Here is a 22,568-nt window from a genome sequence, read left to right on the forward strand (position 1 = left end):
GCGTTAGCGGGTAGAGGGCGGGGCGACGGCCGCGCCCTCAATGCCATGGCGCGCCAACGCTGTGGCCACAAATCCCGAAGCCTTCATCTCTTCGACAAATGCCGCCAGGTAGCGCGCACCGGCCTCGCGCCCCTTGGGCAGGCCCATGGCCTGGTTGATCACCATGAAGCGCCCCGGTAGCAAACGCACGCCCGTTATGCGTTTAGCGTCAGCCTCCAACTGCTGCTTGACGCCGGCCGCCACCTCGATGTTCTGCGCGACCATCACATCGGTCACCGCCGGTGAGGTGGGGGCCTTCACCAGCCTGGCCGCTTTCAGTTCACGGGTCAGATAGAGATCGTAGGCACTGCCGTTGCCGACCACGACGCGGTTGGCCACCTGGTCCACCTCTTCATTGCGTTGTATCGGCGAATCCTTGCGCACCAGGTACGCGCCCTCGATGATCACGTAGGGCGGCGTCTGCAACATGTCTGCGCCGCGCACCGGGTCTATCGCGACAAAGGCGATGTCAACCTGCGCATCCCTGACCGCTTCGACCACCTTGCCGGCCGATGTGAAGGTCACCAGCTCCACCGGCACGCCCAGGCGCTTGCCGAGTTCGTTGGACAGATCCACCGAGACGCCGCGCGGTGAACCGTCCGGCATGCGGACCGCCAGTATGGGGTTGCCGAAATTGATGGCGGCCCTGAGCTTGCCGGAAGGCGCCAGTTCGGCGACGGGCGTCAGCGGCTTGGTGGCGCAGCCCAGCAGCGCGAAAGCAGCCAGCGCCAGCACGGCCAGCGCGGCAAGCCACCACCACAAGCCGTTCGAGCTGCTCACCTGGCCCGGGGACAGTCCTTCGCTCGCGCCAGATCCCTCGCCAGCGCCCGCTCCAATGCCCCCGGCTTCCACCGCATCCTTGGCTTCCTTGAGCCCCATGCCCGTCAGGCCTCGCAAGCGCCGTACCGCCTCTATCTTGTTGCCCTGGTCCAGCGCCTCTCGCACCTGCGCGGGCAGGGGCGCGCCGGCGGGCAAGGCCTTGGGCGCGAAGCCGGTGACCGGCGGCTCGCCGCACATATAGGCTTCCAGCGCGTCCTTGGTTTCCTTCAGGCCCAGGCCGGTGCCGGCGCGCATCAACTGGATGGCGTCGACCAGGTTGCCGCGTTGCAAGGCATCCTGCACAGGTTGGGGAAGACTGGGGCCGGAAAGAGGATTGGGCTCGGTCATGTGCGCCTCGACTGTGGGGAAAGAGATGAGGAAAAGCAAGGCGCTTGCGCATCGAGCCTCTGGAAGAATGTGAGCCATTGGAACGGCCGCCGGCACCCTCGTCAACCGGCAATTCACGTAATCCGTCCTGATCGGTGAGCCTCAAGAAAAAAGCAGCCAAAAGGCTGCTTTTTCAGGAAGGCAAGGCGGGCAGGGCGCTCGCAACGCTGTGCCGCTTACTCGACCTTGGCTTTTTTGCGCAAATCTTCCTGGAACGCCGCCAGCTTTTGCTGCTGCATTTGCTGGGCGATCTGCGGCTTCACTTCCTCGAAGGAGGGGAGCTGGGCCGTACGGATGTCGTCCACACGAATGACGTGATAACCGAACTGGGTTTTCACCGGGGTATCGGTGGTCTGGCCCTTGTTGAGCTTGACCAGTGCCTCGGTGAATTCAGGCACGTAGCTGGAAGGGTTGGCCCAGTCCAGGTCGCCGCCCTTGGCACCGGATCCGGGATCCTTGGACTTCTTCTTGGCGATGTCATCAAATTTGCCGCCTTTTTTCAGGCTGGCAATGATCTCTTTGGCCTCGACTTCCTTTTCGACCAGGATGTGGCGGGCCTTGTACTCCTTGCCGCCATTGGCTTCGGCAAATTTGTCGTATTCGGCTTTCAGCTCGACATCGGTCACCGGATTCTTCTTCTGGAAGTCAGAAAACAGCTCGCGGATCAGGATGGTCTGGCGCGCCAGTTCCATTTGCACCTTGACGTCGTCGCTGGAAGACAGGCCCCGCTTTTCCGCTTCCTGCATGAACACTTCGCGCGCAATCACTTCCTCGCGAAGCTGGCCTTCCATCTCAGGCGTCACTGGCCGGCCAGACTTGGCGACCTGCTGCGCAAGCGAGTCCAGGCGCGATTTGGGAACGGCCTTGCCATTGACGATGGCCACGTTCTGCGCCATGGCGCCTTGTGCGCCCAGTGCGAGCAGTGCCGCCACGGCGGCGCCGAGTAACAGATGTTTCTTCATGATGTTTTTGTAGTCCTTTTGGTAATGCTTGAAAACGTTTGGCAAGACATGCTGGCGTTGCCATGGCTCTGTGCCGAGCCCTGGGAAAATCAGTGCAGATTCAGGGTGACTCGATGACTTCAATCGCCAGGGCATGGAGGCCCTGATCAATGAAATTTTGCATTGCATCATACACAAGCCGGTGGCGCGCCACCCGGCTCTTGCCGGTAAAGAGCGGGCTGGCAATGCGGATGCGAAAGTGGGTGCCAAAACCTTCGGCGTTGGCGCCCGAATGACCGGCATGCGCAGCGCTCTCGTCCAGCACCTCCAGCCGGGTGGGCTGAAGCCGCGCCTTGAGCTGCTCCTCGATCTCATGGATGCGCACGGGCAGGGCGCTGGAAACGCCGGCGTTCATGGTGTGGTGCCTGGTTTGATGTGCTTGTTCAGGTACACCGCCTGCGCCAGCACAAACACCACCATCAGACCCAGGCCGCCAAACAGTTTGAAGTTGACCCAGGTGCTGGTGGAAAACGTGAAGGCCACCCAAAGATTGAGCAGGCCCATCACGGCGAAAAAACCAACCCAGCTGAAATTGACCACGCGCCAGATGTGATCAGGCAAGTTCATTTGCGCGCCCATCAGCGATTTGATGCCATTTTTCTTCCACACCAGCTGACCCAGCAGCAGTGCACCGCCCATCACCCAGTACAAGACCGTGGGCTTCCATTTGATGAAGCTCTCGCTATGGAAATAGATGGTGGCGCCGCCGAGCACCGTCACCAGCCCCAGGCTGATCCACAGCATGGTGTCGACTTTCTTGCCGCTTACCTTGAGCCAGAGGATCTGGGCCAGCGTGGCAACGATCACAACCACGGTGGCCAGCAGCACTGGCGCTTCTGCCGCACCCACCACCCCCCCGGAAACCATAAAACCCAGCCACTCTGTGGCTGTAGCGGCAGCCCAGTCCTTGTTGCCTTCGGCGTACTTGAACATGCCGAAGAAAAGGGCGATCGGCAAAAAGTCGAAAAGAATTTTCATAAACAGATTATCGCGGGGTAAAAGAAGCGAAAGAGCTCACTGGCGTTGGGTCCCGAATTAGCAAGCATGAGCCGCGGAACCGGCTTTGCCGGGCCGCAGGCGGGCGGCCCCCTCGGGGGGCAGGAAGCTACGCGCAGCGAGCGACCGTGGGGGCTTCACTTCTTCTTGAAATCAAGCGCTGCCGAGTTCATGCAGTAGCGCAGGCCTGTGGGGGACGGCCCATCGGGAAACACATGGCCCAGATGCGCGCCGCAGCTGGCGCACACGGTTTCGGTGCGCACCATGCCGTGCTTGCGGTCCACAATTTCCTCGATCGCGCCCGGCACGGCTTCTTCTGAAAAGCTGGGCCAGCCGCAACCCGCATCAAACTTGGTTTCCGACTCAAACAGTTTGGCACCGCAGCAGATGCAGTGGTAGCTGCCGTCGGCCCAGACGGCTTCGTATTTGCCGGTGTAGGGGCGCTCGGTGGCGGCGTGGCGCGTGACTTCAAAGGCCGCAGGCTCAGCGCCTTTTTCGGCCAGCAGGGCCTTCCACTCGGCGTCGGTTTTCTGGATCTTCGTGCTCATGTCTGTTCCTGGCGTGAGTTGGCGGAGGTGTTACGAACTGCAACTGATTTCAATGGACGAGGCCCAGTCTGGGGGGAAATCCGCAAAGCTCTCGTGCCCCGGGTGCTCATCAAATGGGGCCTGCAGCAAGGCAAGCAAGGTGTCGACCCCGGAAAAGTCTTTTAGTTTCGCGGCGCGTATGACTTCTTCGCCCAAATGGTTGCGCAGAACGAATTTCGGGTTGTTCTTGAGCATCAAATCGGCCCGCAGCCCTTGATCCACCTGCGCGAGTCGCTCTGAATACTGTAGCGCCCAGGCATTGAAGGATTCCCGGTCAAAGAACAGGTCACGCAGGGGCTCATGGCCGCTTTGTGCCGTGAAATCATTCAGGCGCCGCCAAAAGATGGTGTAGTCCACCTTGTTGGCGGCCAACAGTTTGAAGGTGTTGTCCACCAGAGTCTTGTCCTCGGGCTGCTCGTCCGCCAGGCCAAGTTTGCTGCGCATTCGGGCCTGCAATGCCTCAGGGAACACGGTTTTGTAGGGTTCCAGGGCTGCAAGCGCCTGCTCCTGGTCTTCAATCAGCGGCAGCAATGCCTGCCCCAGGCAAAACAGGTTCCAGTAGGCCATGTTCGGCTGCTTGTTGTAGGCGTAGCGGCCCTGGGTGTCCGAATGGTTGCAGATGTGGCCAGGATCAAACGCATCGAGAAACTGGAACGGGCCATAGTCAATGGTCAGCCCCAGGATGCTCATGTTGTCGGTGTTCATGACGCCATGGCAAAAGCCTGCAGCCTGCCACGCAGCCATAAGGTGCGCGGTCTTTTCGCTGACGGCCTCCAGCAGCGCCGCATAAGGTTGCTTTGCCTCGCGGCAGGCGGGGTAAAACCGGTCGATGACATAGTCGGCCAGCACCTTCAGCTGCGCATGCTGGTCGTTGTAACTGAAATGCTCGAAGTGGCCGAAGCGGATGAAGCTTGGCGCGGTGCGGGTCACCACGGCGGCGGTCTCGATCTCCTCGCGCCGCACGGCCGCATCGGAACCGGTAACGCACAGCGCCCGCGTGGTCGGAATGCCCAGGCCATGCATCGCTTCCGAGCACAAAAATTCGCGAATCGAGCTGCGCAGTACAGCCCGGCCATCGCCCATGCGGGAGTAGGGTGTCTTGCCGGCACCCTTGAGCTGGATTTCCTGCGGCCCGCGCGGAGTACTGAATTCGCCCAGCAACAATGCACGGCCGTCACCGAGCTGCCCGGCCCAGACGCCAAACTGGTGACCGCTGTAGACGCTGGCCAACGGCTCGGAGCCGGGCAGGACGCTATTGCCGGTCAAGGCTTCCAGGGCTGCCTGTGATTCAAGCCATTCTGTGCCCAGCCCCAGTTCGTGCGCCATGCTGCGGCTGCGGCCAACCCAATAAGGATCTGGCAGGGGCTGCGGCCGCAAGCGGGTGTAGAAGTCGCCACCCAGTTGAGCGAAGCTGTTGCTCCAGGTCAGCGAGGTACCGGCAGAGGAGCCCGCATCGTCGGGCGCCGGAAGGTTTGCAGAGGTCATCGGCAAATTGTCCCCTACCTGACATGAACCCGTGATTTCACGGGCAATCCCGCATGACCGTCATGGTGCGCTGCGGCATGATGACCGCTTGCCGACCACACTATTTAACCAATGGAGACTTCCCGATGCTTGGGTTAATGCAAAGCCAGCCGCTGCTGATTTCCGGCCTGATCGAATTTGCGGAGCGCCACCATGGCGACGCCGAAATCGTGTCGCGCCGCGTGGAGGGCGACCTGCATCGCTACACCTACAAGGATGTCGCCCATCGGGCACGCCGGGTTGCCAATGCACTGGACGGCCTGAAGCTCGCATTCAGCGACCGCGTTGCCACGCTGGCCTGGAACGGCTACCGGCACCTGGAGCTTTATTACGGCGTGAGCGGATCCGGCCGGGTGCTGCATACCATCAACCCGCGCCTGCATCCGGACCAGATCGCCTGGATCGCCAACCACGCCGAAGACCAGGTGCTGTGCTTTGACCTGAGTTTTCTGCCACTGGTGCAAGCCGTGCATGCCAGGTGCCCGACCATCAAGCACTACATCGCGCTGTGCGACGCCGACCAGTTGCCGGCGGATTCCGGCGTGCCCAACCTGCAAAGCTACGAAAGCTGGATAGATGCCCAGACCGCCGACTACGCCTGGCCCAGTTTTGACGAAAACACCGCCTCCAGCATGTGCTACACCAGCGGCACCACGGGCAATCCCAAAGCCGCGCTCTACAGCCACCGCTCCAGCACGTTGCATGCCTATGCGGCTGCGCTGCCCGACGTCATGAGCATCTCCGCACGCGACGCCATCCTGCCGGTTGTGCCCATGTTCCACGTCAATGCATGGGGCATTCCGTACTCGGCCGCGCTTACTGGGGCGAAGCTGGTATTTCCGGGGCCCGCACTGGATGGCAAGTCGATTTATGAGCTGATCGAGGCCGAGAAAGTCACTTACGCCGCCGGCGTACCCACCGTTTGGCAGATGCTGCTGACCCACATGAAGCCTGCCGGGCTGAAGTTCTCAAGCCTGCGTCGCACCGTCATTGGCGGCTCTGCTTGTCCCCCCGCCATGATCAATGCCTTCCGCGAAGACTACGGTGTGGAAGTGCTGCATGCCTGGGGAATGACCGAGATGAGCCCGCTGGGTACGCTGTGCGCGCTCAAGAACAAGCACGACGCACTGCCGGAAGCAGAAAGAATGAAGATACGCCTCAAGCAGGGGCGCGCCATCTATGGCGTCGACATGAAGATCGTCGATGCCGACGGCAAGGAACTGCCCTGGGACGGCAAGGTCTTTGGCGACCTTTACGTCAAGGGGCCGTGGATTGTGCGCGAATACTTCAAGGGTGAGGGCGGTGACCCGCTGGTGGACGGCTGGTTCCCGACGGGCGACGTCGGCACCATAGACGCCGATGGTTATCTGCAAATTACAGACCGCAGCAAGGACGTGATCAAGTCCGGCGGCGAATGGATCAGCTCCATCGAGATCGAGAACATCGCCGTGGCGCACCCGGCCGTCGCCATGGCTGCCTGCATAGGCGTGGCCCATCCCAAGTGGGATGAACGCCCCATCATCGCGGTCGTGAAAAAGCCCGGCATGGACGTCACGCGCGACGAGCTGCTGCGCTTCTACGACGGCAAGACCGCCAAATGGCAAATCCCCGACGACGTCGTCTTCGTCGACGCCATCCCCCTGGGCGCCACCGGCAAGATGCTCAAGACCAAGCTGCGCGAACTGCTCAAGGATTACAAACTCCCATAACCGTAAATAAAAGTGCGCACGCTCCTCTTTCTCTTTATCAGCAGGGGCCGCGGGACTGGCTTTGCCAGACCGCAGGCGCAGCGGCCCCCTCGGGGGGGCAGCGCACTACGCGAAGCGAGAAGCGTGGGGGTCACATCCGTGACATGGCGCTAGGGCATTCCCTGACGCAGTGCAACATCATTTGACCTAACCTTTGCCGGTTCCCTCTGCGGATTCACCGCGCATTCATACAATTTCCAGGAGACAAGGGATGACAACCCAGAACCGATTTTTCGCACGGCATGCAGGCATCGCCCTGGCGGTGTCTTCCATGCTTTACAGCGGCATGGCGCTGGCCCAGGCGCCCGCCAAGGCCGCAGCGCCGGCCAAAGCCGCAGTTGCAGCACCGGCCACCGGTGCCGTCAACCTGAACCAGACTGTCAAGATCGCCTGGCTTGATCCACTGTCCGGCCTGATGGCGGCCGTGGGCACCAACCAGCTCAAGGGCTTCCAGTTCCTGGCCGAGCAGTTCAGCAAGAAGAACAAGGCCGGCGTGAAGTTCGAGATCATCGGCATCGACAACAAGCTCAGCCCGCAGGAAACCACCAACGCGCTGAAGTCGGCCATCGATCAGGGCGCGCGCTACGTGGTGCAGGGCAACGGCTCCGGCCCGGCGCTCGCCATCATGGATGCGCTGTCCAAATACAACGAACGCAATCCCGGCAAGGAAGTTGTCTACCTCAACTACGCCGCGGTGGACCCGGACCTGACCAACAGCAAGTGCGACTACTGGCACTTCCGGCTCGATGCCGACACCTCCATGAAGATGGAAGCCCTGACGGCCTTCATGAAGGACCAGCCGGACATCAAGAAGGTCTACCTGATCAACCAGAACTACTCGCACGGTCAGCAGGTCGCCAAGTTCGCCAAGGCCAACCTGGCTTCCAAGCGCCCCGACGTCCAGATCGTCGGCGAGGATCTTCATCCGCTGGCGCAGGTGCGCGACTTCGCGCCCTACATCGCCAAGATCAAACAGTCGGGTGCCGACACCGTGATCACCGGCAACTGGGGCTCCGACCTCTCGCTGCTGGTGAAAGCCGCCAACGAGGCGGGCCTGAACAACGTCAAGTTCTACACCTATTACGCCGGCGTCACCGGCACGCCGACCGCCCTGGGCGCGGCCTCGGCCGGGCGGGTCTATATGGTGTCCTACAACCACCTCAACATGGGCGGCGAGATCCAGCAGGTCCAGGCAGACTACAAGAAGAAGTTCAACGACGACTTCTACACCGGCGCGATCTTCCATGCCTTCACCATCCTGACCGAAGCCATGGCGCAGACAAAATCGACCGAGCCGGCCGTCGTGGCCAAGGCCATGGAAGGCCTGCGCTTCAAGAGCTTCAACGGTGATGTCGAGATGCGAAAGACCGACCACCAGCTGCAGCAGGGCCTTTACATCGACAAGTGGGAAAAAGCCGGCGGCAAATACCCTTACGATGCCGAGAACACCGGCTACACCTTTGTGCCGGTCAAATACTATGAGCCCTATGTGGCCAGCACGCCTACCTCTTGCCAGATGAAGCGTCCGGGCTAAGGCCCTGGCGGCCGCTTGACCGGCGAAGGCCCGACCCACTCGGGCCTTTTTCTTTATCCCGGCAGGTTTTCTGCCCGTATCTGTTTTACCTTCCAGCTTCAGGCGGTCATTGATGAATTTGGAATTTTTCACCATCTCCCTGCTTAACGGCCTCAGCTACGGGCTGCTGCTGTTCATGCTGAGCTCCGGCCTGACGCTGATCTTCAGCATGATGGGCGTGCTCAATTTTGCGCACGCCTCCTTCTACATGGTCGGCGCCTACATTGCCTACAGCACCTCGCAGGTCATCGGGTTCTGGTGGTCGCTGCTGGTGGCACCGCTTTTGGTGTTTGTGATGGGCGCGGCCTTTGAGCGCTTTTGCCTGCGCAAGGTGCACAAGTTCGGCCATGTCCCCGAGCTGCTGGTCACCTTCGGGCTGTCCTACCTGTTGCTGGAACTGGTGCAACTGGTGTGGGGCCGCTCGGCCGTCAACTATGTGTTGCCTGAGGGTTTGCAGGGCCCGCTGTTCACGGTGTTCGGCACCAACTTTCCCAAGTCGCGCGCCTTCATCATGTTTATTTCGCTGGCCATGCTGGCTGGCATCTGGCTGCTGCTCACGCGCACACGCATCGGCCTGGTCATACAGGCCGCGCTCACCCATCCGGAAACGGTGGAAGCGCTGGGCCACAACGTGCCGCGCGTCTTCATGCTGGTCTTTGGCGGCGGTGCGGCGCTGGCGGGCCTGGCCGGCGTCATAGGCGGCAACACCTTTGTGACGGAGCCCGCCATGGCCGGCTCGGTCGGCGCCATCATCTTTGTGGTCGTGGTGGTGGGCGGCATGGGTTCGCTCAGCGGTGCATTCCTGGCGTCGCTGCTCATCGGCCTGATTCAGACTTTTGCGGTCGCGATGGACCAGTCGTTGATGACCCTGCTCGCCAAATTCAGCTACACCGTGACGCCTGAAACTTTCGGCTACCCCTTGCTCAAGCTCACCATTTCGCAGGTGGCGCCCATCCTGCCGTTCCTGTTTCTGGTGCTCATTCTTATCTTCAGGCCCAAGGGCTTGCTTGGTACACGGGAAGGATGAGTCGCCACATGTCCACCGCTTACCACCAATTCAAACCCTATAACGTCGGCCGTTGGCTGCTGTGGTCGCTGTACGCGCTGCTGCTCATCGTCGCGCCGCTGATGTTCAAAAGCAGCCTGGCGCTCACCATGCTGTCGCAGGCCGGTTACCTGGTCATCATCTGCCTGAGCTACAACATCCTGTTGGGGCAGGGCGGCATGCTCAGTTTCGGCCATGCGGTCTATGCCGGGCTGGGTTCTTTCCTGGCCGTGCACGCGATGAATCTGGCCACCAAAGGCAGCTTCTACATACCGCTGACGCTGATTCCGCTGGTGGGTGGCTTGTCGGGTCTGTTCTTTGCTGCGCTGCTGGGCTACGTCACCACCAAGAAAGCCGGCACCACCTTTGCCATGATCACCCTGGGCGTGGGCGAGCTGGTGTTTGCCATGTCGTTGATGTTCCCCGAGTTCTTCGGCGGCGAGGGCGGCATCACCACCAACCGGGCTTACGGCAAGCCGGTCTTCGGCATCAGCTTCGGCCCGCAGATCCAGGTCTATTACCTGATCGCCTTTTATTGCTTCATCTGCACGGCGGCCATGTTTGCCTTTACCCGCACGCCATTGGGCCGCATCCTGAACGCGGTGCGTGACAATCCCGAGCGCGTGGAGTTCATCGGCTACAACACGCAGCGCGTGCGCTACTACGCCTTCATCATTGCCGGTTTCTTCGCCGGTATAGGCGGTGGGCTGGCTGCCATCAATTCTGAAATCGTTACCGCGGAAGTCGTGAGTGGTGTGCGTTCGGGCAGCCTGCTGCTGTTCACCTTTCTGGGCGGCGCGACCTTCTTCTTCGGCCCCATAATCGGCGCCGGCCTATTGGTGCTGGCGCTGATCCTGTTGTCCGAGCTGTCCATGGCGTGGCTGCTCTACGTAGGCCTGATCTTCCTCTTCATGGTGATGTATGCGCCCGGCGGCATCGCCAGCCTGATCATGATGAATCTGCGCGTGGCGTCCTTCGGCAAGCTCAGGGAGCTGTGGGTGGGCTACCTGGGACTGGCCATAACAGCGCTCACTGCACTGGCCGGCGCGGCGGCCATGGTGGAAATGATTTACCACCTGCAGCTCAACGCGGCCCTGGGTCCCGAACTCGGCTTCATGGGCGTGCGCCTCAATGCGACCAACCTCAACAGCTGGCTGGGCGCGGGTTTTGTGCTGGCCACCGGGCTAGGTCTGTTCGAGCTCACACGTCGGCAATTCCTCGCCCAATGGGGCGAAATCCAGAATGACATTGAAAAAGAAATCAAGCGGAGGGAACTATTGTGAGCCCCCACGCTAATTCACTTCGTGTAAACGCTACCCCCCGAGGGGGCGCTGCGCCTGCGGCCCGGCAAAGCCGGTTCCGCGGCCCCGGCTGGTGGGGAGGCTAATATGACCTACTCACTTGAGCTCAAGGACCTGCGCAAGAGCTTCGGCAAAACCGAAATCATCCGTGGCACCAACCTGCAGGTGAACGCCGGCGAGCGCGTCGCCATCATCGGGCCCAACGGTGCGGGCAAGTCCACGCTGTTCAATCTCATCAGCGGCCGTTTTGAGCCCACCAGCGGCGAAGTGTTGCTCAACGGCCAGCGCATCGACGGCAAAAAGCCGTTTGAAATCAACCGGCTGGGTCTGTCGCGCAGCTTCCAGATCACCAATATCTTCCCCAAGCTCAGCGTATTTGAAAACCTGCGCTGCGGTGTGCTGTGGAGCCTGGGCTACAAGTACACCTTCTTTCGCTTCCTGGCCGACCTGGACGACGCCAACCAGCGCGCCGACGAGTTGATGGCCATGATCAAGCTCGACAAAAAGCGCGACGTGCTGGCCACCAACCTGACCTACGCCGAGCAGCGCGCGCTCGAAATCGGCATCACGATCGCCGGTGGTGCCAATGTCATCCTGCTCGACGAACCCACGGCCGGCATGAGCCGGTCAGAGACCAGCCGCTTTATCAACCTGATCAAGGAAGTCACTGTGGGCAAGACCCTGCTGACGGTGGAGCACGACATGGGCGTGGTCTTCGGCCTGGCCGACAAGATTGCGGTGGTGGTGTACGGCGAAATCATTGCCTATGACACGCCGGAAGCCGTGCGCGCAGACCAACGGGTGCAAGAGGCTTACCTCGGCTCTCCGGTCGCAGATGCGCAGGCAGGAGGCCACTAATGCTCCATATCCAGAACCTCCACGCCTTCTACGGCAAAAGCCACGTGCTGCATGGCGTGCATTTCGACGTGCAGCCCGGCCAGATCGTCGCCTTGCTGGGCCGCAACGGCTCGGGGCGCTCCACTACGGCCAAGGCCATCATGGGCCTTGTCGACTGCCAGGGCTCCATCCTCTGGAAAAAGCAGGAGATCGTCGGCAAGAAGGCCTACCAGATCGCCCACCTCGGCATAGGCTATGTGCCGGAAAACCGCGACATCTTTCCCAAGCTCACGGTGCACCAGAACCTGCTGCTGGGCCAGAAGGGCTCTGGCAAGGGCTCGCGCTGGTCGTTTGAAGACATGTACCAGATGTTCCCCCGGCTGCGCGAACGCCAGCACACCGAAGCTGGCGTGCTCTCGGGCGGCGAGCAGCAGATGCTCACGCTGTGCCGCACATTGATGGGCGACCCGGATCTCATCATCATTGACGAGCCCACCGAAGGCCTGGCGCCCAAAATCGTCGAACTGGTGGGACAGTATTTACAAACGCTCAAGGCCAAGGGCATCTCGGTGCTGCTGATCGAGCAGAAGCTGACGATTGCCATGGCGATTTCCGATCGCGCGCTGGTCATGGGCCACGGCAGCATCGTGTTTGACGGCACCCCCGACAGCCTGCGGGCCGATGCGTACATCCGCAAAGAGTGGCTCGAGGTGTAAAACCCTGTGTTAATTGCCCCGGTTATGTCACCGCCGGGACAAAAATAGACTGAACAGCCCACGCAGGGCCTTGTGCCGTCACAAACGGCCCCTACAATGGAAAAAGAACGGTCGTACTTTTTTGTACGCCCGACCAGCGCGTGCCGGGCCGCAGCGCCAGCCGAGACAACTGAAAACTGAAACTCCCATCAAGGAAAGAAGCACTGCATGACCACCCTTTACGAAGTTCACGGCCCCGTCGCGCTCATCACGCTGAGCAACCCACCCGTCAACGGCCTGGGCCACGCCACGCGCCTGAGCCTGACCGACAACATCCAGAAGGCCAATGCCGATGCTGCCATCAAGTCCATCGTGATCACCGGCGCAGGCAAAGCCTTTTCGGGCGGCGCCGACATCAAGGAGTTCGGCACGCCCAAGGCGCTGATCGAACCCAATCTGCTGAGCGTGATCCGTGCGGTCGAGAATTCCGGCAAGCCCATCGTCGCCGCGATCCACTCCGTCTGTATGGGCGGTGGCCTGGAACTGGCCTTGGGCTGCCACTACCGCATCGCCGCGCCCGGCACCAACGTGGCCTTGCCTGAAGTCAAGCTCGGCCTGTTGCCCGGCGCCGGCGGCACGCAGCGCCTGCCGCGCGTGCTCGGCGTGGAGCCGGCCCTGAACATGATCGTGAGCGGCGAACCGGTCAAGAGCGAACTGCTCGCGCAAATCCCCGGTCAGACACTGTTCGACAAGCTTGCTGCCTCGCCCGAATCGCTGGCCCAGGAAGCCCTGGCCTTTGCCCAATCGATTTCCGACACCCGGCCATTGCCGCTAGTGCGTGACCTGCGAGCCAAGCACCCCAATGGCGACGCTTATTTCCAGTTCGCCCGCAACATGGTGAAGGGCATGGCCAAGAATTTCCCCGCGCCGCTGAAGTGCGTGGATGCGGTCGAAGCCGCAACCAAGAAGAAATTCGAAGACGGCATGACTTTTGAGCGCGAGTGCTTCATCAACCTGATGTGGACACCCGAAAGCCGCGCGCTGCGCCATATCTTCATGGCTGAACGTGCGGCCTCCAAGATACCCGACGTGCCGGAAGACACGCCCAAGCGCGAGATCAATTCGGTGGCCGTGATCGGCGCCGGCACCATGGGCGGCGGCATTGCGATGAATTTCCTCAACGCCGGCATCCCGGTCAAGATTCTCGAGATGAAGCAGGAGGCCCTGGACAAAGGCCTCGGCATCATCAGCAAGAACTACGAGGCCCAGGTCAAGAAGGGCAAGCTCAAGCAGGACAAATACGACCAGCGCATGGGCTTGCTCAGCACCACGTTGAGCTACGACGACCTCAAAGATGCCGACCTGGTGATCGAGGCTGTGTTTGAGGAGATGGGCGTCAAGGAAAAGGTCTTTAAAGAACTGGACCGCGTGATGAAGCCGGGCGCCATACTGGCGTCCAACACTTCGACGCTGGACGTCAACAAAATCGCCGACTTCACCAAGCGCCCGCAAGACGTGGTTGGTCTGCATTTCTTCAGCCCGGCCAACGTGATGAAGCTGCTGGAAGTCGTGCGCGGCGCCAAGACCGGCAAGGACGTGCTGGCCACCGTGATGGCCGTGGGCAAGAAGATCAAGAAAACGGCGGTCGTTTCCGGCGTGTGCGACGGCTTTATCGGCAACCGCATGATCGAGCAGTACGGCCGCCAGGGCGGATTCCTGCTCGACGAAGGCTGCACGCCCGAACAGGTCGACAAGGCGATCGAGAAATTCGGCTTTGCCATGGGCCCCTTCCGCATGGGCGACCTGGCCGGCAACGACATCGGCTGGGCCATCCGCAAGCGCCGCTACACCGAAAAGCCGGACATGAAGTACAGCAAAACGGCCGACCTGCTGTGCGAGAAAGGCCGCTTTGGCCAGAAGACCGGCGCCGGCTGGTATGACTACGTGCCCGGCAAGCGCGACGCCATTCCAAACGCCGAAGTCGTCAAGATGATTGAAGACCACCGCGCCAGTTTGGGCATCACGCCACGCAAGATTTCCGACGAGGAAATCGTGCAGCGCCTGGTGTATTCGCTGGTCAATGAAGCCGCGCACATCCTGGAAGAGGGCATTGCCTCCAAGGCCAGCGACATCGACATGGTCTACATCATGGGTTACGGCTTCCCGGTCTACCGCGGCGGCCCCATGCTGTACGCCGACCAGGTCGGCCTCTTCAATGTGGTGCAAAGCATGAACCGCTTCGCGCAGAACCCGCTGGACGACGCCAAATTCTGGAAGCCCGCGCCCCTGCTGGCCAAGCTTGCGGCTGAAGGCAAGACCTTCAACCTGTCTACCTAAGTCCAGCAGACCGCACACATCAACGCCCCAGAATCCGGAGAATTCCATGACTTCAGCAGTAATCGTTTCCACCGCACGCACACCCCTGGCCAAAAGCTGGAAGGGTTCCTTCAACATGACGCACGGCGCCACCCTGGGCGGCCATGCCGTCGAGCACGCGCTCAAGCGCGCCGGCATCGAGGCTGCCGAAGTCGATGACGTGATCATCGGCTGCGCCACGCCCGAAGGCGCCACCGGCGCCAACATCGCACGCCAGATCGCCCTGCGCGCTGGCTGCCCGGTGACGGTATCGGGAATGACAGTCAACCGTTTCTGTTCATCCGGCCTGCAGACCATCGCCCTGGCGGCCCAGCGCGTGATCGCCGGCGAAGCCGACATCTACGTGGCCGGCGGTGTCGAAAGCATCTCCTGCGTGCAGCAGGAAATGAACACCCACATGTTGCAGGAAAGCTGGCTGGCCAAGAACAAGCCCGAGATTTACTGGAACATGCTGCAGACGGCCGAGCAGGTCGCCAAGCGCTACAACATCTCGCGCGACCGCATGGACGAGTACGGTGCGCTGAGCCAGCAAAAGGCTACGGCCGCGCTGGCTGCGGGCCTCTTTGAAGCCGAGATCGCACCGATCACCGTGACGGCCGGCGTGGCCGACAAGGTCATGGGCCTCTCCACCAAGCAGGTCACCGTCAGCAAGGACGAGGGCATACGCGAAGGCACGACCAAGGAAGGCATCAGCGGCATCAAGCCGGCCATTCCTGGCGGCGTGATCGCCGCCGGCAATGCCAGCCAGTTCTCCGACGGCGGCGGCGCCGTGGTTGTGATGAACGAAACCCTGGCCGAAAAGAAAGGCCTCAAGCCCCTGGGCCGCTTCCTTGGCTTCGCGGTTGCCGGCTGCGAGCCTGACGAGATGGGCATTGGCCCCGTCTTCGCGATTCCCAAGGTACTGGCCAAGCTGGGCCTCAAGATCAGCGACATCGATCTGTGGGAGCTGAATGAAGCCTTTGCCGTGCAGGTGCTGTACTGCGCCGACAAGCTGGGCATCCCGATGGACAAGCTCAACGTCAACGGCGGTGCGATCGCCGTCGGCCACCCCTACGGCGTGACCGGCCAGCGCCTGACCGGCCATGCGTTGATCGAAGGCAAACGCCGCGGCGCCAAGCGCGTCTGCGTGACCATGTGCATTGGCGGCGGCATGGGCGCAGCCGGCATTTACGAAGTTCTCTAAACCGGGCAGCCACCATGAATGAAACCCTGCTCCTTCAGAAAGGGCAGGCGTTTCCTGCCTTGCCTTCGTCTCTTGTGACGGGGAGCCCGTCATGAGCCTTCGGCCCACGTTGGACTTTCTGCTTTACCAATGGCTGGGCGCCGAGTCGCTGAACCAGCGCGCGCGTTTCGCCGACCATTCGCGCGAGACTTTCGACGCGGTGTTCGACACCTGCGAGCGCATCGCGCGCGAGAAATACGCGCCTTTCAACCGCATAGTGGACACGCAGGAGCCGCACTTTGACGGCGAAAAAGTCATCCTGCCGCAAGCCACGCACGACGCGCAAAAGGCCTATGCCGCCTCGGGCATGCTCAGCGCCGCGCAGGACTATGAAGTCGGCGGCATGCAGTTGCCCTACACGGTGGAGGCTGCAGCCAATGCCTTCTTCGCCATGGCCTCGGTCAGCATTGGCTCGGGGCTTTTGACCACGGGCAATGCCAATTTGCTGATGGTGCACGGCACCGACATGCAGAAGGAAGTCTTCGCCAGGAACGAGTTCTCCGGCCGCTTCTCCGGCACCATGTGTTTGTCCGAACCGCAGGCCGGTTCCTCGCTCAGCGACGTGACAACACGCGCCGTTCCGGATGGCGACGGCTTTGAGGCCGACCCGCTGGGGCCACGCTACCGCCTCAAGGGCAACAAGATGTGGATCTCGGCCGGCGAGCACGAGCTGACCGACAACATCATCCACCTGGTGCTGGCCAAGATACCGGGGCCTGACGGCAAGCTGATCGCCGGCACGCGCGGCATTTCGCTTTTTATCGTGCCCAAGAAGATGGTCGATACCCAAGGCGAACTCACCGGCGTGCGCAACGACGTGGCGCTGGCGGGCCTGAACCACAAGCTGGGCTGGCGCGGCACCACCAACACGCTGCTCAACTTCGGCGAAGGCAAGTACCCGGTGGACGGCCAGGCCGGCGCGGTCGGCTACCTGGTGGGCAAACCACACGAAGGCCTGCGCTGCATGTTCCACATGATGAACGAGGCGCGCATCGGCGTGGGCACTGCCGCCACGATGCTGGGCATGGCGGGTTATTACGCCAGCCTCGATTACGCCAAAAACCGGCCGCAGGGCCGGCCCGTCGGCGGAGGTTCTAAAAACGGCACCGGTGCCGTGGGCAAAGACGCCTCCCAGCCGCAGATCCGCATCATCGAGCACGCCGACGTCAAGCGCATGCTGCTGGCGCAAAAAGCATACTGCGAAGGCGCGCTGGCGCTGGAGTTGTACTGCGCCCGCCTGGTCGATGAACACCACACGGCCGACGCGCAGGCCGCCGACGACGCACGCCTGCTGCTCGAAGTGCTGACACCCATCGCCAAAAGCTGGCCCAGCGAATGGTGCCTGGAGGCCAATTCACTGGCCATCCAGGTACACGGCGGCTACGGCTACACGCGCGACTTTCCGGTCGAGCAGTACTGGCGGGACAACCGCCTGAACATGATCCATGAAGGCACGCACGGCATCCAGGCCATGGATTTGCTGGGCCGCAAAGTGCTGATGGAAGGGGGCAGGGGATTGCAATTGCTGGCAGCGCGTATCAACGCCACGGTTGAAAAGGCGATTCAGGTGCCTGAACTCGCCGCCCATGCCAACGCACTGGCCAAGGCATTGCAGCATGTGGGCAGCGCCACCAAGGCGGCCTGGGCCACGGGCGAACCCGGCCAGGCGCTGGCCAATGCGGTACCCTACATGCAGGCCTTCGGCCACACCGTATTGGCGTGGATCTGGCTGGACGTGGCGCTGGCCAGCCTGGCATTGCAGCAGCCTGCTACTAATTCGATAGCGGCTCACGCAGGACGGATGGGCGCTACACGCTATTTTTATCATTACGAATTACCCAAAATCGGCGCATGGCTCAAGGTCGTTGAAACCCGCGACCTGACCTGTGCCGATTTACCCGAGGAGGCGTTTTAATGGCTTTTTTCAAACCGTCCGCTGACCCTGTTTCCAACAAGGCCGTGGCTCGCTTGCAGACCCTGATCTGGGTCCTGATCTACGGCGGGCTGCTGACGCTGGTTCTGGGCTTGTCGGTTCAGCGCCTGGACGATGCCATCGGCTGGTCCATGGTGGTGCTGGGCGGCATTGTGGCGGCGGCCGGCGCGGTGCTCATTTACGTGCGCTCCCGCATCAACGTCAGTTCGTAGCGGCCGGAAGTCGCCACCACGACAGCGCAGCCTGCAAGGCCCCTGATGTTGTGCCAATATGGCAGACCGTCGCGCCCGGCTTTGAACCCACGGCCAAAACTGACAGATTATTCGCAACCCCATCCTTGCCGGAAGTCCCGATGCGGCGACCGGCAAGCCCGATGACACCCAACAGGAGACCGCTTTCATGACCCGTACCATCCAGCAACTGTTTGACCTCAAAGGCAAAACCGCACTCGTGACCGGCGGCTCGCGCGGCCTGGGCCTGCAACTGGCTCAGGCGCTGGGCGAGGCGGGCGCCAAAGTCATTTTGAGTTCGCGCAAGGCCGAAGACCTGATCGAGTCTGCTGCCGAGTTGAAAGCTGCCGGCATCGACGTCGACTGGATCGCCGCCGACTGCTCCAAAGAAGAAGACATCCGGGCGCTGGCCGACGAAGCCATCAAACGCCTGGGCCATGTCGACATCCTGGTCAACAACGCCGGCGCCGCCTGGGGCGCACCCGCGGAAGACCACCCGGTCGAAGCCTGGGACAAGGTCATGAACCTCAACATCCGCGGCTATTTCATCCTGAGCCAGCACATCGCCAAGCACAGCATGATCGCCCGCAAGTCCGGCCGCATTATCAACGTGGCCTCCATCGCCGGCCTGGGCGGCAACCCGCGCGAGATGACCACCGTGGCCTACAACACCTCCAAGGGCGCCGTCATCAACTTCACGCGCGCGCTGGGCTGCGAATGGGGCAAGTACAACATCACCGTCAATGCAATTTGCCCGGGCTTTTTCCCGAGCCGGATGACCGTGGGCACGCTGAAAGCGCTGGGCGAAGAAAAACTCGCCTCGCATGCGCCGCTCGGCCGCCTGGGCGATGACGAAGATCTGAAGGGCCTGTGCGTGCTCTATGCGTCCGACGCCGGCAAGCACATCACTGGCCAGTGGTTGGCGGTGGACGGTGGCGTTTCGGTCGTAACCGGGGGGTGAGCAAGAAATGGGCTGGGAACAGTTAATGAATTTCGGCGCCGACATCCCTTTCGTCAACCACCTCGGCTTTGAACTCGAGCTGTTTGAGGGCGGCGCCTCGGCCATTGGTTATGCGCCCAGGCCCGAGCACCTCAACTCATTTGCCGTGACGCACGGCGGCGCCATCATGACGCTGCTGGACGTGACCATGGCGACGGCCGCGCGCAGCGTACAGAAAGACATGGGCGTGGTCACCATCGAGATGAAGACCAGCTTCATGCGGCCGGCGCCCGGTGACGGCAGCCGGCTCACAGCCAAGGGGCGGCTCATGCATCGCAGCACCACCATGGCGTTTACAGAAGCCACGCTGTATGACGCCGAAGGCCGCGCCTGCGCGCACTCCACGGGTACCTTCAAGTACGTGCGGCGGGTTGCCACCGCCGCCCAAAACACCGGCACACCGGATCTACCCGGCGGCGGCATATCAACCGATTGAACCGAGGTATTGGTTAAATCACAGTCCATCCCAATAAGCACGGGCGCAAGAAGCTATCAAATCAATAGCAAATCGCCTGCCTTTCCCGACAACACACAGGAGACTTCCATGCCCATCAACCAGCAAATCCTGCTCGACAACCGACCCACCGGTGAGGCCGTCGCCAGCAACTTCATGCTGGTCTCCAGCGACACGCCGCCTTTGCAAGATGGCCAGGTGCTGGTGCGCCACCATTACCTGAGCCTGGACCCTTACATGCGTGGCCGCATGAGCGATGCCAAGAGCTACGCCGCGCCGCATCCGCTCGGCCAGGTCATGCTGGGCGGCACGGCAGGCGAGGTGGTGGAAAGCCGCTCGCCCAAATTCCAGCCTGGCGACAAGGTGGTCGGCATGGGCGGCTGGCAGGAATACAGCGTGGTCAATGCCGACCAGCCCGGCGCGCTGCGCAAGGTGGACACCACGCACGTACCGCTGTCGCACTACCTGGGTGCGGTCGGTATGCCCGGTGTCACCGCCTGGTACGGCCTGGTGAAAATCATTGAACCCCAAGCCGGGCAGACCATGGTGGTCAGCGCCGCTACCGGCGCCGTGGGGAGCGCGTTCGGCGCCCTCGCCAAGGCACGCGGCTGCCGCGCCGTCGGCATTGCAGGCGGCCCCGACAAATGCAAATATGCCGTCGATGAACTCGGCTTCGACGCCTGCATTGACTACAAAGTGCACGCCGATGCCGCTTCACTGACCAAGGCTCTCAAGGACGCCTGCCCGGATGGCATTGATGGCTACTTTGAAAACGTGGGCGGCATGGTGCTGGACGCCGTGCTGCCGCGCATGAACGCTTTCGGCCGTATCGCGCTGTGCGGCATGATCGCCGGCTACGACGGCCGGCCCATGCCGTTGGCCTACCCGGCGCTGATTTTGACCAGCCGCCTCAAGCTGCAGGGCTTTATCGTGGCTGAGCACATGGAAGTCTGGCCCGAAGCGCTCAAGGAACTCGGCACGCTGGTGGGCACCGGCAAGCTGCGCCCGCGTGAAAGCGTGGCAGAGGGCATTGAAGCGGCACCCGAGGCATTTCTGGGTCTGCTCAAAGGCAAGAACTTCGGCAAGCAATTGGTCAAGCTCATTTAAGCCTTGCACACCAGGAGGTTTGCGATGAACCCCACGCATGAAGTCTTCAACCAGCCCGCACCGCTGTCGGACTACAACCTGTTTGACACCAACCGCCCGCTGCGCGATGCGCTGAAATTCAATGCGCCAGCGCTGGATACGGGCGAGCTACGCCGGCTGGGCGACACGCTGGGCAGCACCGCCATGCAGACCCATGCGCGCCTGGCCAACATTCATGGCCCTGTGTTGCACAGCCATGATCGTTTTGGCCGTCGCGTGGACCAGGTGGAGTTTCATCCGGGCTATCACGAGCTCATGAAGCTCGCGACGGGCTCGGGCCTGCATGGCTCTCCCTGGTCTGAAGAAAATCCATCTCCCCATGTTCAGCGCGCAGCAGGCTTCATGCTTTTCACCGAGCTCGAGCCCTCCATTCTGTGCCCCATCTCCATGAGCTACGCGGCCACGCCCGCGCTGCGTGGCAACACGGCCATCTACGCCGACTGGGGCCCCAAGCTGGCGAGCCGCGCCTATGACCCCGAACTCAAGCTATGGCAGGCCAAGGCCGGCCTCACCATGGGCATGGGCATGACGGAAAAACAGGGCGGCTCCGACGTGCGGGCCAACACCACGCGCGCTGAGCCCGCAGGCCGCGACGGCTGGGGTGAACGTTATGCCATCACCGGCCATAAATGGTTTTTCTCGGCACCCATGTGCGACGCCTTCCTGGTACTGGCCCAAACCCCAAGTGGCCTTTCCTGCTTTTTCCTGCCGCGCGTGCTGCCCGACGGCGGCCTCAACGCCATCCGCATCCAGCGCCTCAAAGACAAGCTTGGCAACAAGGCCAACGCGAGCTCTGAAGTGGAATTTGAAAACGCCCAGGCCTGGCTGGTCGGGGGCGAAGGCCGCGGCATTCCGCAGATACTCGAAATGGGCACCATGACCCGGCTGGACTGCGCGCTGGGCACCAGCGGGTTGATGCGGCAGGCGCTGGCCCTGGCGCTGAACCACACCTCGCAGCGAAAAGCTTTTGGCAAGCTGCTCATCGACCAGCCGCTGATGCGCAACGTGCTGGCCGACCTCGCGCTTGAATCCGAAGCCGCGACCGCACTGGCAATGCGCCTGGCCCGGGCTTTTGATCGCCCGGGCGATGCCCACGAGGCCGCCATGGCGCGCCTGTTGACACCCGTCGCCAAGTTCTGGATCTGCAAGCGCGGCAGCCATTTCGCCCAGGAGGCGATGGAATGCCTGGGCGGCAACGGTTATGTGGAGGAGGGTGGCGAGGGCGTCATGGCCCGCGTTTACCGCGAAATGCCGCTCAATTCGATTTGGGAAGGCGCGGGCAACATCATGGCGCTGGACCTTTTGCGCGCGCTGCGCAAAGCCGACGCCGTGGCGGCCCTGAACCAGGAGCTTGCCGCCGCAAAAGGCGCGCACCCGGCGCTGGACCGGCTGGCCGCTGCCTTGCCAACACGTGTGGAAGAAATGGCGACTGAAGTGGAGGCACGGCGGCTCGCGCAGGACGTGGCGCTGGCGGTGCAGGCCGCCTTGCTGTACCAGACCGCGCCCGCAGCCGTCTTCAGCGCTTTTTGCGACTCGCGCATTGCAGGCAACTGGGGCCATGCTTTCGGTACGCTAGGCGCCAGTACCGATTTCGACACCCTCATCGCACGGGCCATGCCCCGCTGAATTTCCAGACACCCAGAACACCCGGAGAC

At 62.0% G+C, this 22,568-nt stretch carries 20 protein-coding genes and 1 pseudogene; 14 read left to right on the plus strand and 7 right to left on the minus strand.

All coding sequences use genetic code 11. From position 1 onward, the window contains the following. Positions 1-3: 3 nt before the first annotated feature. The 7 genes and pseudogenes from AC1DYQ_RS07660 to AC1DYQ_RS07690 all read right to left on the minus strand — a co-directional run bounded on the left by AC1DYQ_RS07660 (position 4) and on the right by AC1DYQ_RS07690 (position 5,314). Complete coding sequence (locus AC1DYQ_RS07660) at positions 4-747, minus strand: ABC transporter substrate-binding protein (RefSeq protein ID WP_477686615.1); 744 nt, start codon at positions 745-747, stop codon at positions 4-6. 147 nt (positions 748-894) lie between these two features. Beyond that, positions 895-1,284, minus strand: a pseudogene (locus AC1DYQ_RS07665) (hypothetical protein); the annotation flags it as partial. Positions 1,285-1,421: 137 nt separating this feature from the next. Further along, positions 1,422-2,207 (minus strand): peptidylprolyl isomerase, encoded by a 786-nt coding sequence (locus AC1DYQ_RS07670; RefSeq protein WP_477686296.1) that lies wholly within the window; start codon positions 2,205-2,207, stop codon positions 1,422-1,424. A gap of 100 nt (positions 2,208-2,307) precedes the next feature. Continuing rightward, positions 2,308-2,601, minus strand: coding sequence for a BolA family protein (locus tag AC1DYQ_RS07675; protein ID WP_477686297.1), 294 nt, complete (start codon positions 2,599-2,601; stop codon positions 2,308-2,310). Then, positions 2,598-3,224: a septation protein A gene (locus AC1DYQ_RS07680; RefSeq protein WP_477686298.1), complete on the minus strand. Its 627-nt coding sequence runs from the start codon at positions 3,222-3,224 to the stop codon at positions 2,598-2,600. Before AC1DYQ_RS07680 ends, AC1DYQ_RS07675 begins: the two co-directional genes overlap by 4 nt. 155 nt (positions 3,225-3,379) lie before the next feature. After that, entirely contained in the window at positions 3,380-3,790 is a 411-nt protein-coding gene (msrB, locus tag AC1DYQ_RS07685; protein ID WP_477648405.1) for a peptide-methionine (R)-S-oxide reductase MsrB, read from the minus strand. Positions 3,791-3,820: 30 nt separating this feature from the next. Beyond that, the gene (locus tag AC1DYQ_RS07690) at positions 3,821-5,314 is read right to left on the minus strand and encodes a protein adenylyltransferase SelO (protein ID WP_477686299.1); all 1,494 of its coding nucleotides are present in this window, start codon (positions 5,312-5,314) and stop codon (positions 3,821-3,823) included. Positions 5,315-5,439: 125 nt separating this feature from the next. Here AC1DYQ_RS07690 and AC1DYQ_RS07695 point away from each other — a divergent pair, with 125 nt between their 5' ends. The 14 genes from AC1DYQ_RS07695 to AC1DYQ_RS07760 all read left to right on the plus strand — a co-directional run bounded on the left by AC1DYQ_RS07695 (position 5,440) and on the right by AC1DYQ_RS07760 (position 22,539). Continuing rightward, positions 5,440-7,062 (plus strand): 3-(methylthio)propionyl-CoA ligase, encoded by a 1,623-nt coding sequence (locus AC1DYQ_RS07695; RefSeq protein ID WP_477686300.1) that lies wholly within the window; start codon positions 5,440-5,442, stop codon positions 7,060-7,062. Positions 7,063-7,387: 325 nt separating this feature from the next. Then, positions 7,388-8,635, plus strand: a complete 1,248-nt coding sequence (locus AC1DYQ_RS07700; RefSeq protein ID WP_477666042.1) for a branched-chain amino acid ABC transporter substrate-binding protein — start codon at positions 7,388-7,390, stop codon at positions 8,633-8,635. Between the two features lie 112 nt (positions 8,636-8,747). Next, complete coding sequence (locus AC1DYQ_RS07705; protein WP_477648409.1) at positions 8,748-9,701, plus strand: branched-chain amino acid ABC transporter permease; 954 nt, start codon at positions 8,748-8,750, stop codon at positions 9,699-9,701. Between the two features lie 8 nt (positions 9,702-9,709). Beyond that, positions 9,710-11,002, plus strand: coding sequence for a branched-chain amino acid ABC transporter permease (locus AC1DYQ_RS07710; RefSeq protein WP_477686301.1), 1,293 nt, complete (start codon positions 9,710-9,712; stop codon positions 11,000-11,002). Positions 11,003-11,107: 105 nt separating this feature from the next. After that, on the plus strand, positions 11,108-11,878 hold the full coding sequence (locus AC1DYQ_RS07715; protein ID WP_477686302.1) for an ABC transporter ATP-binding protein: 771 nt from the start codon (positions 11,108-11,110) through the stop codon (positions 11,876-11,878). Then, positions 11,878-12,573 carry an ABC transporter ATP-binding protein gene (locus AC1DYQ_RS07720; protein ID WP_074574254.1) on the plus strand — a complete coding sequence of 232 codons (696 nt, stop codon included), beginning with the start codon at positions 11,878-11,880 and terminating at the stop codon, positions 12,571-12,573. Before AC1DYQ_RS07715 ends, AC1DYQ_RS07720 begins: the two co-directional genes overlap by 1 nt. A gap of 207 nt (positions 12,574-12,780) precedes the next feature. After that, the gene (locus tag AC1DYQ_RS07725) at positions 12,781-14,889 is read left to right on the plus strand and encodes a 3-hydroxyacyl-CoA dehydrogenase NAD-binding domain-containing protein (protein ID WP_477686303.1); all 2,109 of its coding nucleotides are present in this window, start codon (positions 12,781-12,783) and stop codon (positions 14,887-14,889) included. A gap of 46 nt (positions 14,890-14,935) precedes the next feature. Further along, the gene (locus AC1DYQ_RS07730) at positions 14,936-16,111 is read left to right on the plus strand and encodes an acetyl-CoA C-acyltransferase (protein WP_477686304.1); all 1,176 of its coding nucleotides are present in this window, start codon (positions 14,936-14,938) and stop codon (positions 16,109-16,111) included. Between the two features lie 91 nt (positions 16,112-16,202). Further along, positions 16,203-18,065, plus strand: a complete 1,863-nt coding sequence (locus tag AC1DYQ_RS07735) for an acyl-CoA dehydrogenase (RefSeq protein ID WP_477686305.1) — start codon at positions 16,203-16,205, stop codon at positions 18,063-18,065. Further along, entirely contained in the window at positions 18,065-18,295 is a 231-nt protein-coding gene (locus AC1DYQ_RS07740) for a hypothetical protein (RefSeq protein ID WP_477686306.1), read from the plus strand. Before AC1DYQ_RS07735 ends, AC1DYQ_RS07740 begins: the two co-directional genes overlap by 1 nt. A 187-nt stretch (positions 18,296-18,482) precedes the next feature. Beyond that, positions 18,483-19,274: an SDR family oxidoreductase gene (locus AC1DYQ_RS07745; RefSeq protein ID WP_477648415.1), complete on the plus strand. Its 792-nt coding sequence runs from the start codon at positions 18,483-18,485 to the stop codon at positions 19,272-19,274. A gap of 25 nt (positions 19,275-19,299) precedes the next feature. After that, positions 19,300-19,749, plus strand: coding sequence for a PaaI family thioesterase (locus tag AC1DYQ_RS07750; RefSeq protein ID WP_477686307.1), 450 nt, complete (start codon positions 19,300-19,302; stop codon positions 19,747-19,749). A gap of 108 nt (positions 19,750-19,857) precedes the next feature. Beyond that, a complete protein-coding gene (locus AC1DYQ_RS07755; RefSeq protein ID WP_477648417.1) occupies positions 19,858-20,874 on the plus strand; it encodes an NADP-dependent oxidoreductase in 1,017 nt (338 codons plus the stop codon). A 24-nt stretch (positions 20,875-20,898) separates the two neighbouring features. After that, positions 20,899-22,539 carry an isovaleryl-CoA dehydrogenase gene (locus AC1DYQ_RS07760; RefSeq protein WP_477686308.1) on the plus strand — a complete coding sequence of 547 codons (1,641 nt, stop codon included), beginning with the start codon at positions 20,899-20,901 and terminating at the stop codon, positions 22,537-22,539. Positions 22,540-22,568: the final 29 nt, after the last annotated feature.

The sequence above is a fragment of the Polaromonas sp. P1_F4 genome (assembly GCF_056405675.1).

Bases quoted from the DNA above. Each gene is read 5' to 3' on its own strand.
- AC1DYQ_RS07670 (WP_477686296.1), bottom strand. From the start codon at position 2,207: ATGAAGAAACATCTGTTACTCGGCGCCGCCGTGGCGGCACTGCTCGCA.
- AC1DYQ_RS07675 (WP_477686297.1), bottom strand. From the start codon at position 2,601: ATGAACGCCGGCGTTTCCAGCGCCCTGCCCGTGCGCATCCATGAGATC.
- AC1DYQ_RS07680 (WP_477686298.1), bottom strand. From the start codon at position 3,224: ATGAAAATTCTTTTCGACTTTTTGCCGATCGCCCTTTTCTTCGGCATG.
- msrB (WP_477648405.1), bottom strand. From the start codon at position 3,790: ATGAGCACGAAGATCCAGAAAACCGACGCCGAGTGGAAGGCCCTGCTG.
- AC1DYQ_RS07690 (WP_477686299.1), bottom strand. From the start codon at position 5,314: ATGACCTCTGCAAACCTTCCGGCGCCCGACGATGCGGGCTCCTCTGCC.
- AC1DYQ_RS07695 (WP_477686300.1), top strand. From the start codon at position 5,440: ATGCTTGGGTTAATGCAAAGCCAGCCGCTGCTGATTTCCGGCCTGATC.
- AC1DYQ_RS07700 (WP_477666042.1), top strand. From the start codon at position 7,388: ATGGCGCTGGCCCAGGCGCCCGCCAAGGCCGCAGCGCCGGCCAAAGCC.
- AC1DYQ_RS07705 (WP_477648409.1), top strand. From the start codon at position 8,748: ATGAATTTGGAATTTTTCACCATCTCCCTGCTTAACGGCCTCAGCTAC.
- AC1DYQ_RS07710 (WP_477686301.1), top strand. From the start codon at position 9,710: ATGTCCACCGCTTACCACCAATTCAAACCCTATAACGTCGGCCGTTGG.
- AC1DYQ_RS07715 (WP_477686302.1), top strand. From the start codon at position 11,108: ATGACCTACTCACTTGAGCTCAAGGACCTGCGCAAGAGCTTCGGCAAA.
- AC1DYQ_RS07720 (WP_074574254.1), top strand. From the start codon at position 11,878: ATGCTCCATATCCAGAACCTCCACGCCTTCTACGGCAAAAGCCACGTG.
- AC1DYQ_RS07725 (WP_477686303.1), top strand. From the start codon at position 12,781: ATGACCACCCTTTACGAAGTTCACGGCCCCGTCGCGCTCATCACGCTG.
- AC1DYQ_RS07730 (WP_477686304.1), top strand. From the start codon at position 14,936: ATGACTTCAGCAGTAATCGTTTCCACCGCACGCACACCCCTGGCCAAA.
- AC1DYQ_RS07735 (WP_477686305.1), top strand. From the start codon at position 16,203: ATGAGCCTTCGGCCCACGTTGGACTTTCTGCTTTACCAATGGCTGGGC.
- AC1DYQ_RS07740 (WP_477686306.1), top strand. From the start codon at position 18,065: ATGGCTTTTTTCAAACCGTCCGCTGACCCTGTTTCCAACAAGGCCGTG.
- AC1DYQ_RS07745 (WP_477648415.1), top strand. From the start codon at position 18,483: ATGACCCGTACCATCCAGCAACTGTTTGACCTCAAAGGCAAAACCGCA.
- AC1DYQ_RS07750 (WP_477686307.1), top strand. From the start codon at position 19,300: ATGAATTTCGGCGCCGACATCCCTTTCGTCAACCACCTCGGCTTTGAA.
- AC1DYQ_RS07755 (WP_477648417.1), top strand. From the start codon at position 19,858: ATGCCCATCAACCAGCAAATCCTGCTCGACAACCGACCCACCGGTGAG.
- AC1DYQ_RS07760 (WP_477686308.1), top strand. From the start codon at position 20,899: ATGAACCCCACGCATGAAGTCTTCAACCAGCCCGCACCGCTGTCGGAC.